Annotated in this window: 12 protein-coding genes; 6 read left to right on the top strand and 6 right to left on the bottom strand. The window is 70.6% G+C overall.

The window, feature by feature from the left end:
• Positions 1-12: 12 nt before the first annotated feature.
• From ACFVUT_RS10595 to ACFVUT_RS10580, 4 genes are all read right to left on the bottom strand, one after another.
• Positions 13-1,254, bottom strand: a complete 1,242-nt coding sequence (locus tag ACFVUT_RS10595) for a lanthionine synthetase LanC family protein (RefSeq protein WP_389645106.1) — start codon at positions 1,252-1,254, stop codon at positions 13-15.
• Positions 1,255-1,343: 89 nt separating this feature from the next.
• A complete protein-coding gene (locus ACFVUT_RS10590) occupies positions 1,344-1,493 on the bottom strand; it encodes a hypothetical protein (RefSeq protein ID WP_389645104.1) in 150 nt (49 codons plus the stop codon).
• Entirely contained in the window at positions 1,466-4,402 is a 2,937-nt protein-coding gene (locus tag ACFVUT_RS10585; RefSeq protein WP_389645101.1) for a lantibiotic dehydratase, read from the bottom strand. The genes ACFVUT_RS10590 and ACFVUT_RS10585 overlap by 28 nt, the downstream gene beginning before the upstream one ends.
• A gap of 1 nt (position 4,403) precedes the next feature.
• Positions 4,404-5,237: a thiopeptide-type bacteriocin biosynthesis protein gene (locus ACFVUT_RS10580; RefSeq protein ID WP_389645098.1), complete on the bottom strand. Its 834-nt coding sequence runs from the start codon at positions 5,235-5,237 to the stop codon at positions 4,404-4,406.
• Between the two features lie 693 nt (positions 5,238-5,930).
• On the opposite strand from ACFVUT_RS10580, the gene ACFVUT_RS10575 reads away from it, so the two are divergent.
• The 6 genes from ACFVUT_RS10575 (at position 5,931) to ACFVUT_RS10550 (ending at position 13,158) form a co-directional block, all read left to right on the top strand.
• Positions 5,931-6,380, top strand: coding sequence for a peptidase inhibitor family I36 protein (locus ACFVUT_RS10575; protein WP_389645095.1), 450 nt, complete (start codon positions 5,931-5,933; stop codon positions 6,378-6,380).
• 372 nt (positions 6,381-6,752) lie between these two features.
• On the top strand, positions 6,753-7,178 hold the full coding sequence (locus tag ACFVUT_RS10570; RefSeq protein ID WP_389645093.1) for a DUF6507 family protein: 426 nt from the start codon (positions 6,753-6,755) through the stop codon (positions 7,176-7,178).
• On the top strand, positions 7,175-10,003 hold the full coding sequence (locus ACFVUT_RS10565) for a hypothetical protein (RefSeq protein ID WP_389645090.1): 2,829 nt from the start codon (positions 7,175-7,177) through the stop codon (positions 10,001-10,003). Before ACFVUT_RS10570 ends, ACFVUT_RS10565 begins: the two co-directional genes overlap by 4 nt.
• 11 nt (positions 10,004-10,014) lie before the next feature.
• Complete coding sequence (locus ACFVUT_RS10560) at positions 10,015-10,872, top strand: immunity 49 family protein (protein WP_389645087.1); 858 nt, start codon at positions 10,015-10,017, stop codon at positions 10,870-10,872.
• 233 nt (positions 10,873-11,105) lie between these two features.
• A complete protein-coding gene (locus tag ACFVUT_RS10555; RefSeq protein ID WP_389645084.1) occupies positions 11,106-12,263 on the top strand; it encodes an acyl-CoA dehydrogenase family protein in 1,158 nt (385 codons plus the stop codon).
• A 19-nt stretch (positions 12,264-12,282) separates the two neighbouring features.
• The gene (locus tag ACFVUT_RS10550; RefSeq protein ID WP_389645081.1) at positions 12,283-13,158 is read left to right on the top strand and encodes an acyl-CoA thioesterase; all 876 of its coding nucleotides are present in this window, start codon (positions 12,283-12,285) and stop codon (positions 13,156-13,158) included.
• Positions 13,159-13,283: 125 nt separating this feature from the next.
• Here the strand turns inward: ACFVUT_RS10550 and ACFVUT_RS10545 are convergent, their stop codons facing one another.
• Together ACFVUT_RS10545 and ACFVUT_RS10540 are read right to left on the bottom strand one after the other, a co-directional pair.
• Positions 13,284-14,942 (bottom strand): NACHT domain-containing protein, encoded by a 1,659-nt coding sequence (locus tag ACFVUT_RS10545; protein ID WP_389645078.1) that lies wholly within the window; start codon positions 14,940-14,942, stop codon positions 13,284-13,286.
• Between the two features lie 118 nt (positions 14,943-15,060).
• Positions 15,061-15,840, bottom strand: a complete 780-nt coding sequence (locus ACFVUT_RS10540) for a phosphatase (RefSeq protein ID WP_389645075.1) — start codon at positions 15,838-15,840, stop codon at positions 15,061-15,063.
• Positions 15,841-15,909 lie beyond the last annotated feature (69 nt).

The raw sequence follows: 15,909 nt of genomic DNA, 5'->3' as shown, positions 1-15,909 counted from the left end.
ACGCTTCCGCCGCTACCGCAGGCCGAGGCACGGCAGCCAGTCGCGCGAGCCGTCGTGGGCGGCGGTGAGGAGAGCACTCAGTGCGCCCGGGGCTCCGTTGAGCAGGGAGTACCGGGCGTTCTGAGCGTTCTGCGATTTCCGGGGGTGCTCGGGCTTCTGCGGGTTCAGCGGTTCGTCGGGAGCGAGCGCCGCCGGCAGCTCCCGGTTCAGGTGGGCGGCCAGACGGGCACGGAGCACCGCGGCGGCCGGCAGGCGCGCCCAGCGGTGGAACGCGTCCGCCACGAGCAGGACGCCCGCGGCACCGTGGCACAGTGCGAGCCGGTCCGTGAGCGGGTCGCCGAAGAGGTGGAAGTCCTCGTCGTACCGCTCCGCGAGCGTGGTGAACGCGCTCGCCGCCCAGTCGGCCGTCGCCCGGTCCCCCAGCGCGTCGGACGCGTCCCACACCGCCCAGGTGACGCCCGGAGTGCCGTAGCACCAAGCCTGGCGGGCCCGGTCCCCGATGGGTGGCGGGCCGTCGAGGCCGGCGCCGTCCCAGCTCCGGATGGAGCGGGCGTCGACGAAGGACTGCCGTACCAGCCAGTGGGTGGCGTTGCGCAGGGCGTCCAGTAGGTGCGGGCGCGGGCCCAGGCGGCGGACCGCGGCGGTCAGCCCGGCCACGACCCCGGCCGCACCATGACCCATCCCGGTGTTCACCCGGCCCTGCAGCCAGTTCAGCCGGGGATGGCCCGCGTACTGGCCGGCCCGCAGCCGACGCAGGTCGCCACTGTCGCAGAGAGTCGCCAAGTGACCGGCGAAAGGGATGAGTTGACGGCGCCATGACTGCCGGGCCCCGGTGCAGAGCGCGAGCAGGGTGCCGGACGGGCCGCTGATGAGGTCGTAGTCGGACAGGGCGACGTCCGCCGTCCGCCAGGAACGCTCCGACGCCTTCTCCAGCAGGTGGTCGCGCAGCCGGTTGGCGGCACGGTGCAGGGGTGGGTGGATGCGGGCGCCCAGTCGCAGGCCGACGAGGGTGCCCGCCAGTCCGCCGTCGTACAGACCGGGATGGGAGGGTCCGTGGCCCACGGTCCCGGCCCAGGCCGCGACCGCGCGGCCGGCGCTCGCCACGGCCACCGGTTCGTACGTCCGGGCCACCACGGAGGCCAGGACCGGAATGCCGGGGTCGGACGTCGGATTCCGGACCTCCGGGAACGCGTCGAGCAACCGGACGGCGATGTCGAGGGCCGCACGGTGCGGGATCTGGCTGCGTGGGGGCATCGGGCCTCCCGGTCGGGGAGCCACCCGGAACCGGTCCGGGTGGCTCCGTTCAACTCATCGGTGAGCGAGTGGTGTCCGGGCAGGTTCCGTCAGCAGATGGCGACGGAACCACAGGCGACCGAGTCGCACACGAGGATCGTGCAGACCTGGCTGTAGCTGTCCTGCACCTCGGGCAGTTCGGTACCGGTGACGCGCTCGTCCAGCTCGTCGATCAGGGTGTCGAGGTCGGTGAGTTCCATGATGGGCATGGTGATTCCTCCTGTTTTCTTGGTGTTTCCTGTTGGGTGGCCGCCCCGGCGACCGCCGCACGGTGTGCGGACGGGCCGGGGACGTCTTGGATGAGCGCGGCGGCGGCATCCGCCGCCAGCTCCTCGGCGGTCCGGTCGAACGGGACTCTGAGCATCACCTCGGCGGCCACGGGCTCGCCCCGGTGCAGCGCGTCGCACAGCGTCGGCCCCTGCGCCCCGGCGACCGGGCCGGGCAGCATCTCCTCGAAGATCAGCTCGTCGCCGGGCAGCGCGGCGCAGCAGCGCTCGATGACGTTCAGCGCGGTCAGCGCGTCGAGATCGACCGGTACGGGCTTCGCCTCGAAGGCGGGCCGCACAAAGGCGAACCGCGGCAGGCCGGCGGCCCGTCCGAGCGACGCCAGTACCCGTACCCGGTCGAGGTCCCCGTCGTCCGGCCGCCACAGGCGGGCGCGCGGCACCCGCCAGGTGGCCGGGGAGACCACCAGTTCGGCGCCGACCGTCACCCTCGGCGTCCAGGTGATGCCGGGGCCGGCGGGGAAGGCCGCGGCGAGACCGTCCAGGCGGAGCATCGTCCTCGCCCAGGGGTGCCCGGCGGAGAGGAGCAGTCTCACCAGCCGGTCGTACGGCGGCATCGGGCTGCGGGTCGCGTGGTGGACGGGCACCACCCGCACGCCGTCCGCCTCGGCGACGATCCGGTCACCCGACCGCCGCAGGGTGATGCGGTCCAGCGGCAGGTAGCGGGGGGCGGGCCCGCCGGGGCCGAAGTACGCGGCGGCGTTGGGGTCTCCGGTCCACCAGCGGGTCGTGACGGGCCGCCGGACAGCGTTGGCGGCGCGCTCCGTCACCGGCGGCACCAGCAGCTCGACGAACCGCACGCCGGCCCGCCGTTCCACGGCGGCCAGGAAGTCGCGGTAGACCTCGACGGTGCCGTAGCCGCCGTACAGGGCCTGGAGTCCTTCGGCGAACCGGGCGTCGAGGATTCCGGCGGGCGAGGCCGTCTCCAGCACCGCGACGGGCCCCGGTCCGGGCAGCGGGCGCAGCAGGCAGTCCAACGGCCAGGGCGGCACGGTGTCCGGGGCCGGCGGCGCCCCGAGTGCGTCCAGGAGGTCGTCGTCCACATCCACCACGTCCGCGCCGACCGCCCCGGCCGCCCCGGCCTTCCGCGTCCGGTCGCGGCAGGAGGCGAGATGGGCGAGGAGCCGCGCGTATCCGGAGTCCGGGCTGTGGGCCGGGTGCCATCCCGGGTAGCGGCGCAGCTCCGGGACCGGAGGCGGTGTCCGGTCCGACGAGAGCAGGGCGGTCAGGATCTCGCCGAGCGGACGCGGACGCCCGTCGAGCCGCTCGGTGCCGGGGGCGTGCGGGGGCGCGTCGGAGACCGCGTCCCGGTCGGCCCGGCGCAGCGCGGCCAGCCGGTGGGCGGTGCGCAGCGCGCGCTGGACGCGGGCGGCGGCGCGGTCGGGCACGCGGGTGTCCAGGCGACGACAGGAGTCGAGGAACCAGCCGCCGGGTTCGCGGTCGCCGGGTTCGGTCTCCGGGCCCGGCAGCGTTCCCGACCTGAGCGACTGGGCGGCCGGCGTCCAGGCACTGTGCCGGCGGCGCGGCGCCACGCAGGGCTGGAGCACGCCCAGGCCGGTCAGGTGGGTGAGGAAGCCGCGCAGTACGGCGGGGTCGGCGGCCGGCAGCGCGCGCTCCAACTCGGCGAGGGTGCGCGGCCCTTCGGCGAACAGGGTGAGCAGCAGGTCCAGTGGCGCGGTGCGCCGGACCGCGACCTGTCGCAGCCGCCCGGGGTCGCCCGGATCGATCGCGAAACAGCGCAGCACCCCGCCCGATCCTCCTTCGCCGCCGCCTCCGTCGGTGAGGTGCAGCGGGGCGGGAGCGAGCAGGGTCGCCGGGTCGGCGGCCCCGAGGTCCGGCGTACCGGCACCGGCCCGGACCGTGTGCACGTTCTCCACGACGGTGGCGGCCAGCGCGTCCAGCGCGGCACCGGGAGCGAGAAGCCTTTCGCCCTCCGCACACGCCGTGCCGTCGCCGGGAGCGAGAAGCCCTTCGCCTCCCGCACACGCCGCGCCCTCGGCGGGAGCGAGAAGCCCTTCGCGCACGGCACCGAGGGCGAGACGCCCTTCGCCTCCGGCGCACGCCGGGTCGTCGGCGGGCGTGCCCGAGGGGCCGGGGCCCGGTTCCTGGGGGCCGACGGGCACGGGGGCGACCTGGCCCACCCAGCCGCGTGGCGTGGTCTTCGCCGCCGCCCGGCCCATGGCCCGCCACAGGTACGCGGAGCGCTTGCGCAACCGTTTCCCGCTCCAGGACTCGCCGTCGGCCAGACGTGCTGTCACTTCCTCGGCCAGGCCGGGCATCGCGGTGTCCAGGAATGCCCGCAGGACAGGGCTCGTGGACACCAGCGTCCAGGCCAGCGCACCCACCCGCTCGCGCTCGTCACCGAGCGCCCGGTCCAGCTCCGCCCGCGTCACGAGGTGTGACGCGCTCGCGCGGCACAGCTCCCCGGCCTCCCGCACGAGTTCCCGGGGCGCGGCGGACAGCCCCTCCAGGAGCGCGCAGTCCGCCGGACGGGGCGCCGCACCCGTGTGCAGTCGCCGTCGCAGAGCCAGCACGGCTCGGCGTTCGGCGTCCGTCAGCCGCGCGTCCGCGACGATGTCACTCAGCGGACCGGCCAGGCGCCGGGCGTGCACGGACTGCCGGTCGAGGGCGTCCGCGTGCTCGACGATCCGGCCGAACAGCCCCGAGCCGCCGGCGGCCGTCCACATCGAGCAGGGGACTCCGGAAGCACGTACCAGGGCGGTGCCGCCCAGGCGCAGGCCGTCGGCATTGGCATTGACATCGGCAGCGGCATCGGCAGGGCTGCCGTGGACGCGGGTGTCGATACTGTTCCGGGTCGCGGCCATGTCAGTCCACCGCCCCGTCGTCGGCCAGGGCTTCGGTGATCAGGCTCTGCCGGGCGTACGAGAGCCGCCCCCGGTTCCAGTGGAAGATCACGGCGTGGGCGGCTGCCCGACGCGGGCCGCGCACCGCCTCACCTGCCTCGAAGTAGCCAGTGCGCCAGCGGTCCGCCGCGCTGCGCACCGCCTCCCCGTGCAGTTCCTGCGTCCTGCGCCAGCTCTCGGGCATGCCGTCGAGCAGCCGCGCGCGGGGCCGTTCCCAGTAGCCGCGGATGCCCTGGGCGGCCTGGAGGAACGCGGCACCCGTGAGACCGCCGGACAGGACGCGTCCGGTGTCCGTGCGCACCGCGTCCCAGACGCCCCGGTGCTCCCACCCGACGATCTGCAGTCCCTCGAACATCTCGCGCAGCAGAGCGAGGGAGAGCCGCCAGCCGGCCGGCGCCTCCCCGTCGCCGACGCCCTTCAGGGTGTGGTGGTCGAGCCAGGCCAGCGAGTCGGCCGTGAACACGTCGTGCACCCACGGCATGGAGGCGGGGCCACCGAAGAGATAGGACTCCGGCTCGTACACCGCGCACACCGGCGGCCCGGCCAGTCCGTCGAACTTCGCTGCCCGGTCCATGAGTTCGGCCCGCAGGGAAGCGGTGCGGTGGGCCGTGGGCGCCTGGAAGCGCACCCGCAGGCCGGGTGGCTTGTGCATGAAGAAGAAGGCGCTCGCGGTGTGCGCGTCGAGGAGGTCGTGCGCGGTGACGGCGAGCCAGTCGTACAGACGCGGCCATGAACGCGGCCGGGGAGCCAGGTTCACCTGTACCCAGCTCGCTTCCGAGTGCTCCACCCCCAGCATGGGACCTCCGTGTGTCGTGTGGTGTCGGGCACGGCAGGGCGTCTCACGGATCGCGGCATGCCGCCGCGGACTCGTTCGCGTGTCGGGAGAAGCCCTTGGTCTGCTCTGCGCCGCCCGCAGATCCGCAGGATGCGGATGCGTGTGCACGGATCCACGGAGATGCGGATGCGTGTGCACGAACCGCAGGATGCGGATGCGTGTGCACGAACCGCAGGATGCGGATGCGTGTGCGCGGACCCGCACGATGCGGATGCCTGTGCGCGGCTTTCGTCGGTCGAACCGGATGCGCCGGACCGGGCGAACCGCCCTTCCCGTGCGTGTCGGGCGCCCCTGGCCCGTCACCAGTCTCATTTCCCGCTATTCCACCAACTGAAAGGGATATTTCAATTAGTCACATTATGAACAGGTGTGCGCGTGGCGTGATCTTCGATCGATGCGCGCAGTCGGCCACGCCGTCGCACGAACCGACGGCCACGATCACCCCCGGGATCCGCGTCGCACGCCACGTCCCCGCGATCCGGGGCAGGTGAGCGACGACCGTGTGCGCGCCGGTGCGCACGGGGGTGCCCCGACCCATGACACACGCTTCGGGCGCCGCTCCTTCCGCCCTGCCCCCTGCGGTAACAGCCGTGCCAGGCTCACGCTCACCAAGCGTGCACGCTTCATCACGCAAAGGAACGAAGGAGCTTCGCCATGAACCGCATCACCGCGCTCGCCGTCACCTCGATCGCCCTGACCCTGGGACTGACAGCCGGCCCCGCCGCAGCCGGCGCCACGGACAACGCCGCCGCCAAGAACGCCACCACCGAGACCGCCACCGCCAAGAACACCGCCGCCAGGAGCGCCGCCGTCGAGAGCGCCAGGGCTTCCTACAACTGCACCCCCGGATACTTCTGCATCTACAGCGACTGGAACGGGGGCGGAACCCGTTGCCAGTGGTCGGACAAGAAGCGGGCGAACACCGCCGACAACTGTTCCTTCATCCAGCGGGGCACGAACGTCCGCTCCGTATGGAACGCGACCGGGCACCGCGTGCAGTACTACACGAACACCAACTACAACTCCCGGGTCGGATCCACCCCGGCCGGACAGGGCGGCAACCTCCAGGGGAACTACCAGATCCGCTCCTTCAAGCCCCAGTGATCCAAGCCCCCGCACAGGGGACACACGCAAGAGCCCTTCCCGACCGGCACCCGGGAAGGGCTTTCGCACATCTACGCTCACCCAGCCACCACACCGGGCCGCGACGCAGCGGACCGCCCGCTGCGCGACCCTGCTGGACGCTGACCTGGATGACATGGATGTACGGACGGACCCGCGGTTCGCGCTGAGGCAGCGAAACTGCAAACGCCTGACAAGGCGCCAGGAGGGCTACACAGCGACACCCCATACCACGTCACAAGCCAGCCAAGACTGGCCGATTGCCGATTTGCTGATTGCACGAGTGATGCCTTGGTTGATAAAGGTGAACGCGCGAACGACTGTTCAATCACTTCAGCGCACGGGGAGCTCTTCATGGTGGCGTGGGACATCAGGCCACAGGGGGTGCAGGGCCAGTTGAAGGTCGTCGGTACGCATGCCGGGGACCTGGAGAAGGCTCTGAACGCGATGGTCGCGAACATGGCGGAGGCAGCTCAAGCGGCTGGTACGGCTGTGCCGGGGCCGCAGGCCGCGACGCCTCTGCAGGGTCCGGTGGCGCCGGGGAAGGCTCCGTTGTCGCGTCAGGCGATGGGGCCGGTTGCCGCGGCGCTGGGTGAGTACCTGGAAGGGCGCCAGAAAGACTTCAAGGCGGCGGCCGAGCGGATCGAGGCGGCCATTCTGGGTGCTGCCGGGGCCACGAATGCGTACGTCGAGGGTGACTTGGAGGCGGCCAAGCACGCCCAGGACGCGGCGAAGTCCGTACGCCTGGACCTCCTCAGGGACACCAAAGGAGACAAGTGAGCGGCACCGATCCGGTCGACCCGGTGGGGGTACCGGTATTCACCGGCGATCTGGCCCTGCTCGACACGAAGGTGACGGAACTGTCGACGCGTGGCGCCGAGATCGCCACGGCCGCCGGAGACGTCCACAGCAGCTTCGGCGGCCTGCACGCCTTCTACAAGGCACCCGAGGCGGAGCAGTTGTTCGCCACCACCAAACCCGTTGCCGATACCGGGCTCTCCCTGAGCTCGGACCTGTGCGTCATCGCCGGCGCGCTGAGCACCTACTCGGATGACGCCTACCCTCTGGTCGAGAAGCTCAAGGAGCTGAAACGGGAGGCAGTCGCCTTCCGCATCAAGGTCGACGGCGACGACAAGTGGCGTGAGGACGGCGATCTGGTCGAGGAGAACAACAGTCGCCGCAACGAGATAGCCGAGGCCTGGGCCGCCTTCCAGGAAGTGGAACGAACCTGCCACGCAGCGATCGTCGCGCTGGTGGACGGCAAAGCGCTCAAGACGAACGACGGCTCCACCAGGAAGGGCATGTACGGCTATGACGCCGAAGCCCTCAAACAAGCGAAAAGCCTCCCCTGGGGAGACGCGGTCGAGGAGTCGACCCCTTGGTGGCACGTCTGGGAGCACGCCTACGACTTCGGCAAGGGCTTCATCGTCGACGGCGTCTGGGGCACCATCAAGGGCCTGGGCACCCTGACCGGCTTTGACGGCTGGGACGCGGCGAAGCAGGCATGGAACGGCCTGGCCAAACTCGCCACCTCAGGGTTGATCACCGTCACCCCTGGCGCGAACGTCGCCTTCTGGCTGCTCCCCGACGACAGCCTCCCCTCCTGGGTAAGGGACTCACGCACCGCGACGAAAGAGACCGCCAAGGCCATGGTGGCCTGGGACCAATGGGGCAACAACCCCTCCCGGGCCGCCGGCACGCTCACCTTCAACGTGCTGACCACCGCCTTCACCGGCGGCACCGGCGGAGCAGTGGCAGGCGGCGGGAAGGCAGGCATCACGGCCAAGGCCCTGTCCGTCGCGAACAAGGCAAGCAAGGCCGTGGACCCTATGACCTACATCTTCAAAGGCGCGGGCGCAGGCCTGACGAAGATCAGCGACGTCATGACCGAACTCAAAGGCATGGGCCGCACCGAAATCCCCCAGATCGACGAGGGTGCGTTCAGTCTGCCCGACGGCGGGCGCACGCTTCCAGACGGAACGATTCAGCTCCCTCCAGGCGCCGTAATACCAGAGGGCGCGATCAGGCTTTCGGAAGGCAACATCAAGCTGCCAGAAGGCACGGTCACCCTGCCCCCAGGCACCGTCAAACTGCCCTTCGCCGAAAGCCCCGCGAAGTACGCTGACGGCGAAGGCAATCTTTACAGAGAAGACGGCACCCTCTTCCAGCACGGCGACGACGCCAGAACTGAGAAAGCTCCGGACACCGCACTGGTCGCGAACACACCCAAGGCCGACGCGTCGGTCAAGGTCCCGGTTCGCGAACTGATCGGCGGCGGTCCTGGCGACGACGCCTTCCGCCTGCGCTCGGATTCCTCCGCCCCGGTGCACGCGGTGGGCAACAGCGCCCACCCTGACACCACCCCCGGCAACCGTGCCGGCGGCAATACGCCCCGCAGCGAGTTGGACAACACCTCAAGCGACGGCTCCATCCACCCTGACGTCGCTCCGCTCACTGCAGGGGGCCGTCCGAATGACCTCGCCATCGGCACAACCCACACCGACGGTCCAACCACGAGCGGCGGCCGCCCGGACGCCCCATCGACGGGAGGCGGCCACGGCCCGTCAGGCGGCTTCACGGCCGACGACGCGATCTCTGGCACCCGAGACCATGCGGGCGAGATGCTCCCAGGCTCGTCGGCGACGGACGGTGCGGCCCGCACAGGCGATGAAGCGCCCCGGGCGCCCCAAGAAGCAGCACACACCGTGGAGTACGAGGCCGCCCGCGAGGTGCCCCCCAATGACCGGACCCCAGAGCAGCGTGCAGCCGTCACACGGGAACACGTCCGGCTGGCGAATGAGGGCGGACCTTGGTTCGAGGAGCACTATGACGGGATCGGCCGTCGTCAGAGCGCCCGCCGGATGGTCGACGGCCAGCTCCTGCCCAAGCTCGCCGAACGGGAGGGCGGTGGCTGGACGGCGGCGGATGACCTGCCCCATGCGAACGGAGAGAAGTTCCGGCTGGAGCCCCTCAACCGGGGCCGTGCCACCGTCGCCCCGGACGACCTCAAGCATCTGGACGATGTGTCCGCCAAGCGCCGAGCCGGCATGGAACTCACTGCTGCGGAGAAGAAGTACGAAGCCGACCCCTCAGTAGGCCACGCCGACGCACTCACCGAGGCACAGACGAAGTTCGACAACAGCGTCGGCCAAGGGGTTTCGAACAACAGCAAACTCGGCGAAGCCCTCGGCGAGGAGGCCTCGCGCCGCCACATTCTGCTTCAGGAGCAGTTCAAAGGTTTCCGAGAAGTCACGGACCTCCCGGAGACGCCCAATGGATCCAGGAGGTTTGATCAGCTCTGGCGGAGCGAGGACGGCAATCTGGTCATCGTCGAAGCCAAGGGCCCCAACGCCACACTGCTCTGGCGCAGAGGTAATGGAGACCTCGACCGCGGCACCATGGTGAAGCAGGGCACCCTGGAATACGTCAGGACCATCCTCGCCGACATGGAGTCGCGAGCGCTGACAACACCACTCGACGGTAAGTACGCCGCGGAGATCCGCGCCGCGCTCAAGAGCAAGACCCTGCAGTACGTTCTCGTCCAGGCCACTGAAAACCCCGGTACGTATGCTGGGGCAACACTTGAGTACTTCAAGATTTTCTGAGGAGAAACGCGTTGGTCGCCATCGTTTCCCGCCACCCCTTTCCCACAGGGAACGCAGCAGCCGGCCTCGCCGTACTCCACGAAGGCGCGGAAGGGCTGGTCGATGGACTGGAATCCGACTCCACCGATCTGGGCGATGCCCTGCGGCTGACACTCACGCTCGCGAAGTCACACTGCCTGCTGGATACCGAGGCGGCACTGCTGCCCACCTGGCAGGCCTGGGTCAACGCCATGCAGGTCGGCTCGGCGGTGTTCGCCGCGGCGCACACCACCGAGGAGAGCGTGCACTGCCGCATCGCAGAGAAGGACCGAACTCTCCGGGCCACCGGCCCGCAGTCGTACACACATGCGGGCGCTTGGCTCACGGCCTTCTACCTCTCGATGGTGTGCAGGGAAAGGGACCGGTTGACGGCCTTGTGCCACGTGCCGATGTCCCTTCTCCGGGAATCCGGTGCGCGCTACGACGAGTTCGAATACGCCTGGGTGGAGACGCTCCAGACCTACTGGCTCGGCGGCCCGGACCTGGGCGCGAAGCTGGTGGCGGCGATGGACGGCACGGACCCCCAGGTAGCCACCATCGGCGACCCGGAGACGGTGGCGAAGCTGATCTACCCTCCGATCGAAATGTTCCACCGCCTGGTCCGTCACGACCACGCAGGCTTCAACAGGGCCCTGACGGAGGCACTGCAGTGGCACAAGGAGTACTGGAGCACCGAGGACAACGCCCTTCAGGCCACGGGCCTGGTCGCTCTCGCGCCCCTCGCTGTCGCCTGCCTCGCCTACGACGCGGGTTTCCCCGTCGAAGTGGAGTCCGAGTACCTGCCCATCGCTCTCCTGGAGCGGTCTTGGGCAGGCGAATTCCCCACCTGAGGCCAAGCGGCCGAGGCATACGGACAGCACGGATCCGGCACTGCGCCGCCTGACGGCTGTGACAGCCCTTCCCGCCCCTGCCCCTGCGGGGCGCTCCGCGCGGGCGTGCCACGCATCACCCTGGACAGCCTCGATGACCGCCGGGTAACTTTTGACCAGGACTGAGCAAGCGCTTAGCCAGCCTGGCCGAAGCTCAACCGATACCCGCCCGATGCTGATCAAGGAGGCACCCCGTGCGCCGTACGGTATTCAACGAGGACCACGAGGCGTTCCGGGAGACCATCCGCGCCTTCATCGAGGCCGAGGTCGTTCCCGTCTACGACGAGTGGTTCGCGGCCGGCCAGGTGCCCCGCGACTTCTACTACAAGCTCGCCGAGCTGGGCATATTCGGCATCGAGGTGCCGGAGGAGTACGGCGGTGCCGGCGTCGAGTCCTTCAAGTTCGAGGCGATCATCTCCGAGGAGTGCGCCCGTGCCGCCGTCAACTTCGGCGGGTCCGGCGTGCACGTCCTGCTCTGCCTGCCGTACATCAAGGCGTACGCCACCGAGGAGCAGAAGAAGCGCTGGCTGCCGGACTTCGTCAGCGGCAAGGCGATGTACGCCATCGCCATGACCGAGCCGGGCACCGGTTCCGACCTGGCCGGCATGAAGACCACCGCCAAGCTCTCCGAGGACGGCACGCACTACGTCCTCAACGGCGCCAAGACGTTCATCACCGGTGGCGTCCACGCCGACCGGGTCATCGTGTGCGCCCGTACGGACGCGCCGAAGCCGGACGACCGGCGGCACGGCATCTCCCTCCTCGTCGTCGACACCAAGTCCGAGGGCTACTCGGTCGGCCGCAAGCTCGACAAGCTGGGCCTGCGCACCTCCGACACCGCCGAGCTGGCGTTCGTCGACGTCAAGGTGCCGGTCGAGGACCTTCTCGGCGAGGAGAACAAGGGCTTCTCCTACCTCGGCCAGAACCTGCCGCAGGAACGTCTCGGTATAGCCGTCGGCGCCTACGCCCAGGCCAAGGCGGCCGTCCGGTTCGCCCAGGGCTACGTGCAGGAGCGCACCGTCTTCGGCAAGACCGTCGCGTCCTTCCAGAACACCAAGTTCGAGCTGGCCGCCTGCCAGGCCGAGGTGGACGCCGCCGAGGCCGTCTGCGACCGCGCCATCGAGGCCCATGACGCCGGTGAGCTGACCGCCGCCGAGGCCGCGTCCGCGAAGCTGTTCTGCACCGAGGTCGCGCACCGCGTGATCGACCGCTGCCTCCAACTGCACGGCGGTTACGGCTACATGAACGAGTACCCGATCGCCCGCCTCTACGCGGACAACCGGGTCAACCGCATCTACGGCGGCACCAGCGAGGTCATGAAGTCGATCATCGCCAAGTCCATGGGCCTGTAGGAACGGCTACGTTCTCTCCATGAGCGCAGCACTTGACTCCCTGCTCGATCTGCTCGACCTGGAGCAGATCGAGCAGGACATCTTCCGGGGCACGAGCCGTTCGGCGGTCGTTCCCCGCGTCTTCGGCGGCCAGGTCGCGGCCCAGGCCCTGGTCGCCGCGGGCCGCACCGTCCCCGCCGAGCGGACCGCCCACTCCCTGCACTCCTACTTCCTGCGGATGGGCGACCCGGGCGCGCCGATCGTCTACAGCGTCGACCGCATCCGTGACGGCCGCTCCTTCACCACGCGCCGGGTCGTCGCAGTCCAGCACGGCCAGCCGATCTTCCATCTCTCGGCGTCGTTCCAGACGTACGAGGAGGGCCTGGAGCACCAGGCGGACATGCCGCCCGCCCCGGACCCGGACACGCTGCCCACGGCCGAGCAGATGCTGCCCCGGTACGCGGACCGCTTCAGTGATCCGGGGGTCGTGGACCGGCTGATCGAGGCGCGGGCCGCCGTCGACCTGCGGTATGCGGACGCCCCGCCCTTCGGCACGGTCGGCGAACCGCGCGAGCCCCGCTCCCAGGTGTGGTTCCGCACCAACGGCAAGCTCGCGGACGATCCGTTGCTGCATGTCTGCATGGCGACGTACGTCTCCGACATGACACTGCTCGACTCGGTGCTCCTCGCCCATGGACGGGGCGGCTGGGCGGTCGGTGACGTCGTCGGCGCGAGCCTGGACCACGCGATGTGGTTCCACCGTCCCTTCCGGGCCGACGAGTGGCTGCTGTACGACCAGGAGTCGCCGTCCGCGTCCGGCGGGCGCGGGCTCGGTCAGGCCCGCATCTACACGCAGGACGGCCGCCTGGCGATCACCGTCATCCAGGAGGGCGTGGTCCGCGTCCCCCGGGGCTGACCCCGGGGCCGCCCCCGGGCCGGCCCACTCGACCCGACGCCGGGACCGGAGCAACGCAGTCAGCACCGGGCCGGCACCAGAAGCGGGCCGACGCCGGAACCGGGCTGGCGCCGGAAGCGCGCGGCTCAGTCCGACCGGGCCAGCGCCCTCAGTTCCCGGGCGGACATGCGTCCGGCCTGGGCCGCCAGGTGGTCCTGGATGGTCTTGTGCAGGAAGGCGTAGCCGTTCCCCGCCCGGCGCAGGATCGCCCGGTCGGTCACGTAGTCCAGGAACCTGCGCGTCATGTACTCCGGAGCCACCACGAACAGGAACGGGACGACATCCAGGACTCCCGACTGGAAGAACCGGAGCAGGAAGACGTAGAACCAGTTCGGCCTGCTGTCGGGGTTTCCCGCCTCGTATCCGCTCATCGCCCGCACCAGCCGGAACGCCAGGTGCATCGAACGCGGCAGCAGTCGCCTGACCACGTCCTCGGGCGCCTGAAGGACGATGTGGGTGGGGTCGTCCGCGTAGTACACCGTCGCATGGACCACGGACAGGATCCGGGCGAAACGGAGGAGACCGGCCCGCACCTCCCCGGCACGCACCTCCCCGGCCCGGACTCCGGGCACGATCCGCCCGGACCGCAGGGTCCGGTCCCGGTGGATCATGCGGTCGATGTAGGCGTCGAAGATGCGGCCCCGGCGCTCCTCCGTGTCTCCGGAGGCCGCCACCTCGTCCTCGTCCACGCCTTCGTACGCGAAGACGGCGACGCCCAGCATCAGCGGTGTCGTGAGGAGCCGGGCCAGCACCGGGTCGGCAGCCGCCGCCGCTGCCAGGCCGCGCAACTGTCCGCCCGCGCCGTTGAGCAGGGCGTGCACGGCCGCGATCTCAAGAGGTTGCACGGAAACGGCGCCGTTGACCGTGAGCAGCTCGTCCAGGGCGTCGTAGTCGGCGGAGCGGCACGACACGGCGAGTGGGCAGTGCGGATGCTGTTCGGCGGAGAGCAGTGCGTTGATGCCGCGGACGCAGCGGGTGCGCAGCTGCGGGGCGACCTCGTCGAGCCCGTCCAGAACGAGGGCGATCTCGTTGTTCCGGAGCAGCGCCAGGCCGGTTTCCCGGGGGACGCGGTAGCGGTTGTGGAGTTCGTCGAGGACCCATCGCTCGAACGGTTCGCCGTGCCAGTTCGTCAGGAGCAGAAAGGCCGGAGCGGGAGCTGTCGCGTCCCGGTCGGCCGCCTCGATCAGCGCCTCGGTCAGTTCGAGCATCCGTGAGGTCTTCCCGGCGCCCGGGGCACCGAGGACGAGGAGCTGCCCGTGGTGGCGGGCGAAGACGTCCACGAGCCGGGTTCCCGCGTCCAGCGGCACTCCGCCCTCCGCCGCGCCGGAGGTGAGGCGGGGCGGCCCCCAGGGGTCGTGCACCGCCGCCCGGTGCTCGGCGAGGCCCAGTTCGACCCGTACCGTCCGCTCCCAGCTCCGGTCGGCCCCCTCCGTCCAGGTCCGGCGCACGGCGTGGAGCAGGGCGGTGCGGGCCCGGACCCGTTCTTCCGCGGTGACCTCTCGCACGTCGTCGTCCGGCACCAGGGTGCGCAGATGGACGATGTAGAGGAGCAGGCCCACCACGGCGAAGGCGATGACCGCTCCGGCGACGAGCGCGCGTCGGCTCTCGCCCGCGAAGCCCTTGTAGATGTCCGGCAACAGCCCGGCGGCCAGCTCCTGGAGGAGGAACAGGGCGAGCAGGATGAGCAGACCGCTGAGCACCCACGCCGGTCCGCGCCTGCGGGTCCGCCGCCCAGGTGTCGGCACACGGCCCCCCATATCGCTCGACGATCGTGGCGCAGCGTAGCAACTACGCGCGCACATCCGGGACTTGCCGCACTCCCGCCCGGGGAGTCGACCGCTTTGCCGATGCGACCCGTTCGGCTCAGATCAGCCCGGCGGCGTCCAGCAGGTAGTCCGTCAGCGGGTCGTAGAACCGCGGGTCCAGCACGTGGTCGTCCAGCGGCACGGCCACCTGGAGCGTGCCCTCCGCCTCGCCGAGGAACAGCGCCGGGTCGTTGCAGTCCGCGTACCCCACCGCGTCCAGCCCGCGCTGCGCCGCGCATCCCGCCCACCCGTGGTCGGCGACCACCAGGTCGGGCAGCGGCCGGCCCTCCCGCTCCAGGCCGTCCAGGATCGCGGCCATCGGAGCGGGCGAGTGCGTGTGCCAGAGCGTCGCGCCCCGTTCCTGCACCGCGACGTCCGCGAACTGGAACACCATGCCCTCGTCGGCCACCAGCCCCGACGGAATCCGTACAATCTCGCATCCGGCCGCCCGCAGCGCCTGAGCGGTCTGCCGGTGCACATCGAGGAGGCCGCCCGGGTGCCCCGTCGCGAACAGCACCCGTTGCGCCCCCGCCGCCGCCTTCCGCAGCCGTGCCGCCATCCGCTCCAGGGCGTCGACCGTCAGCTCCGGGTCGATGGTGTCCTGCCCGAACCGGTGCTCCGGGTCGTCGCTGACGCCGCAGCGCTCGGCCATCACGGCGAGTACGTCCTGCTCGTCGCGCCACCGGTCCCCGAGCTCCAGACCCAGCCAGTAGTGGCGGTCGCCGTTGGCGAGCTTGCGGTAGTGGGAGAGGTTGTTGTCGCGGGGTGTGGCGACGTTTCCGGCGATGCGCGTACGGACGAGGTGTTCGACGAGGGCGGCACGGCTGGGTATCGGCATGAACCCATTGTGCCGTCAGGTGTGCGCAGTGTGCCGGGTGTCTTGCACGACGGACAGGCCGACCGCCGC

It is taken from the genome of Streptomyces sp. NPDC058051 (assembly GCF_042885475.1).
In the GTDB taxonomy this organism is placed as follows: domain Bacteria; phylum Actinomycetota; class Actinomycetes; order Streptomycetales; family Streptomycetaceae; genus Streptomyces.
The sequence above is the reverse complement of the archived record's forward strand: the minus strand, read 5'-3'. Positions and strand labels throughout refer to the sequence as shown.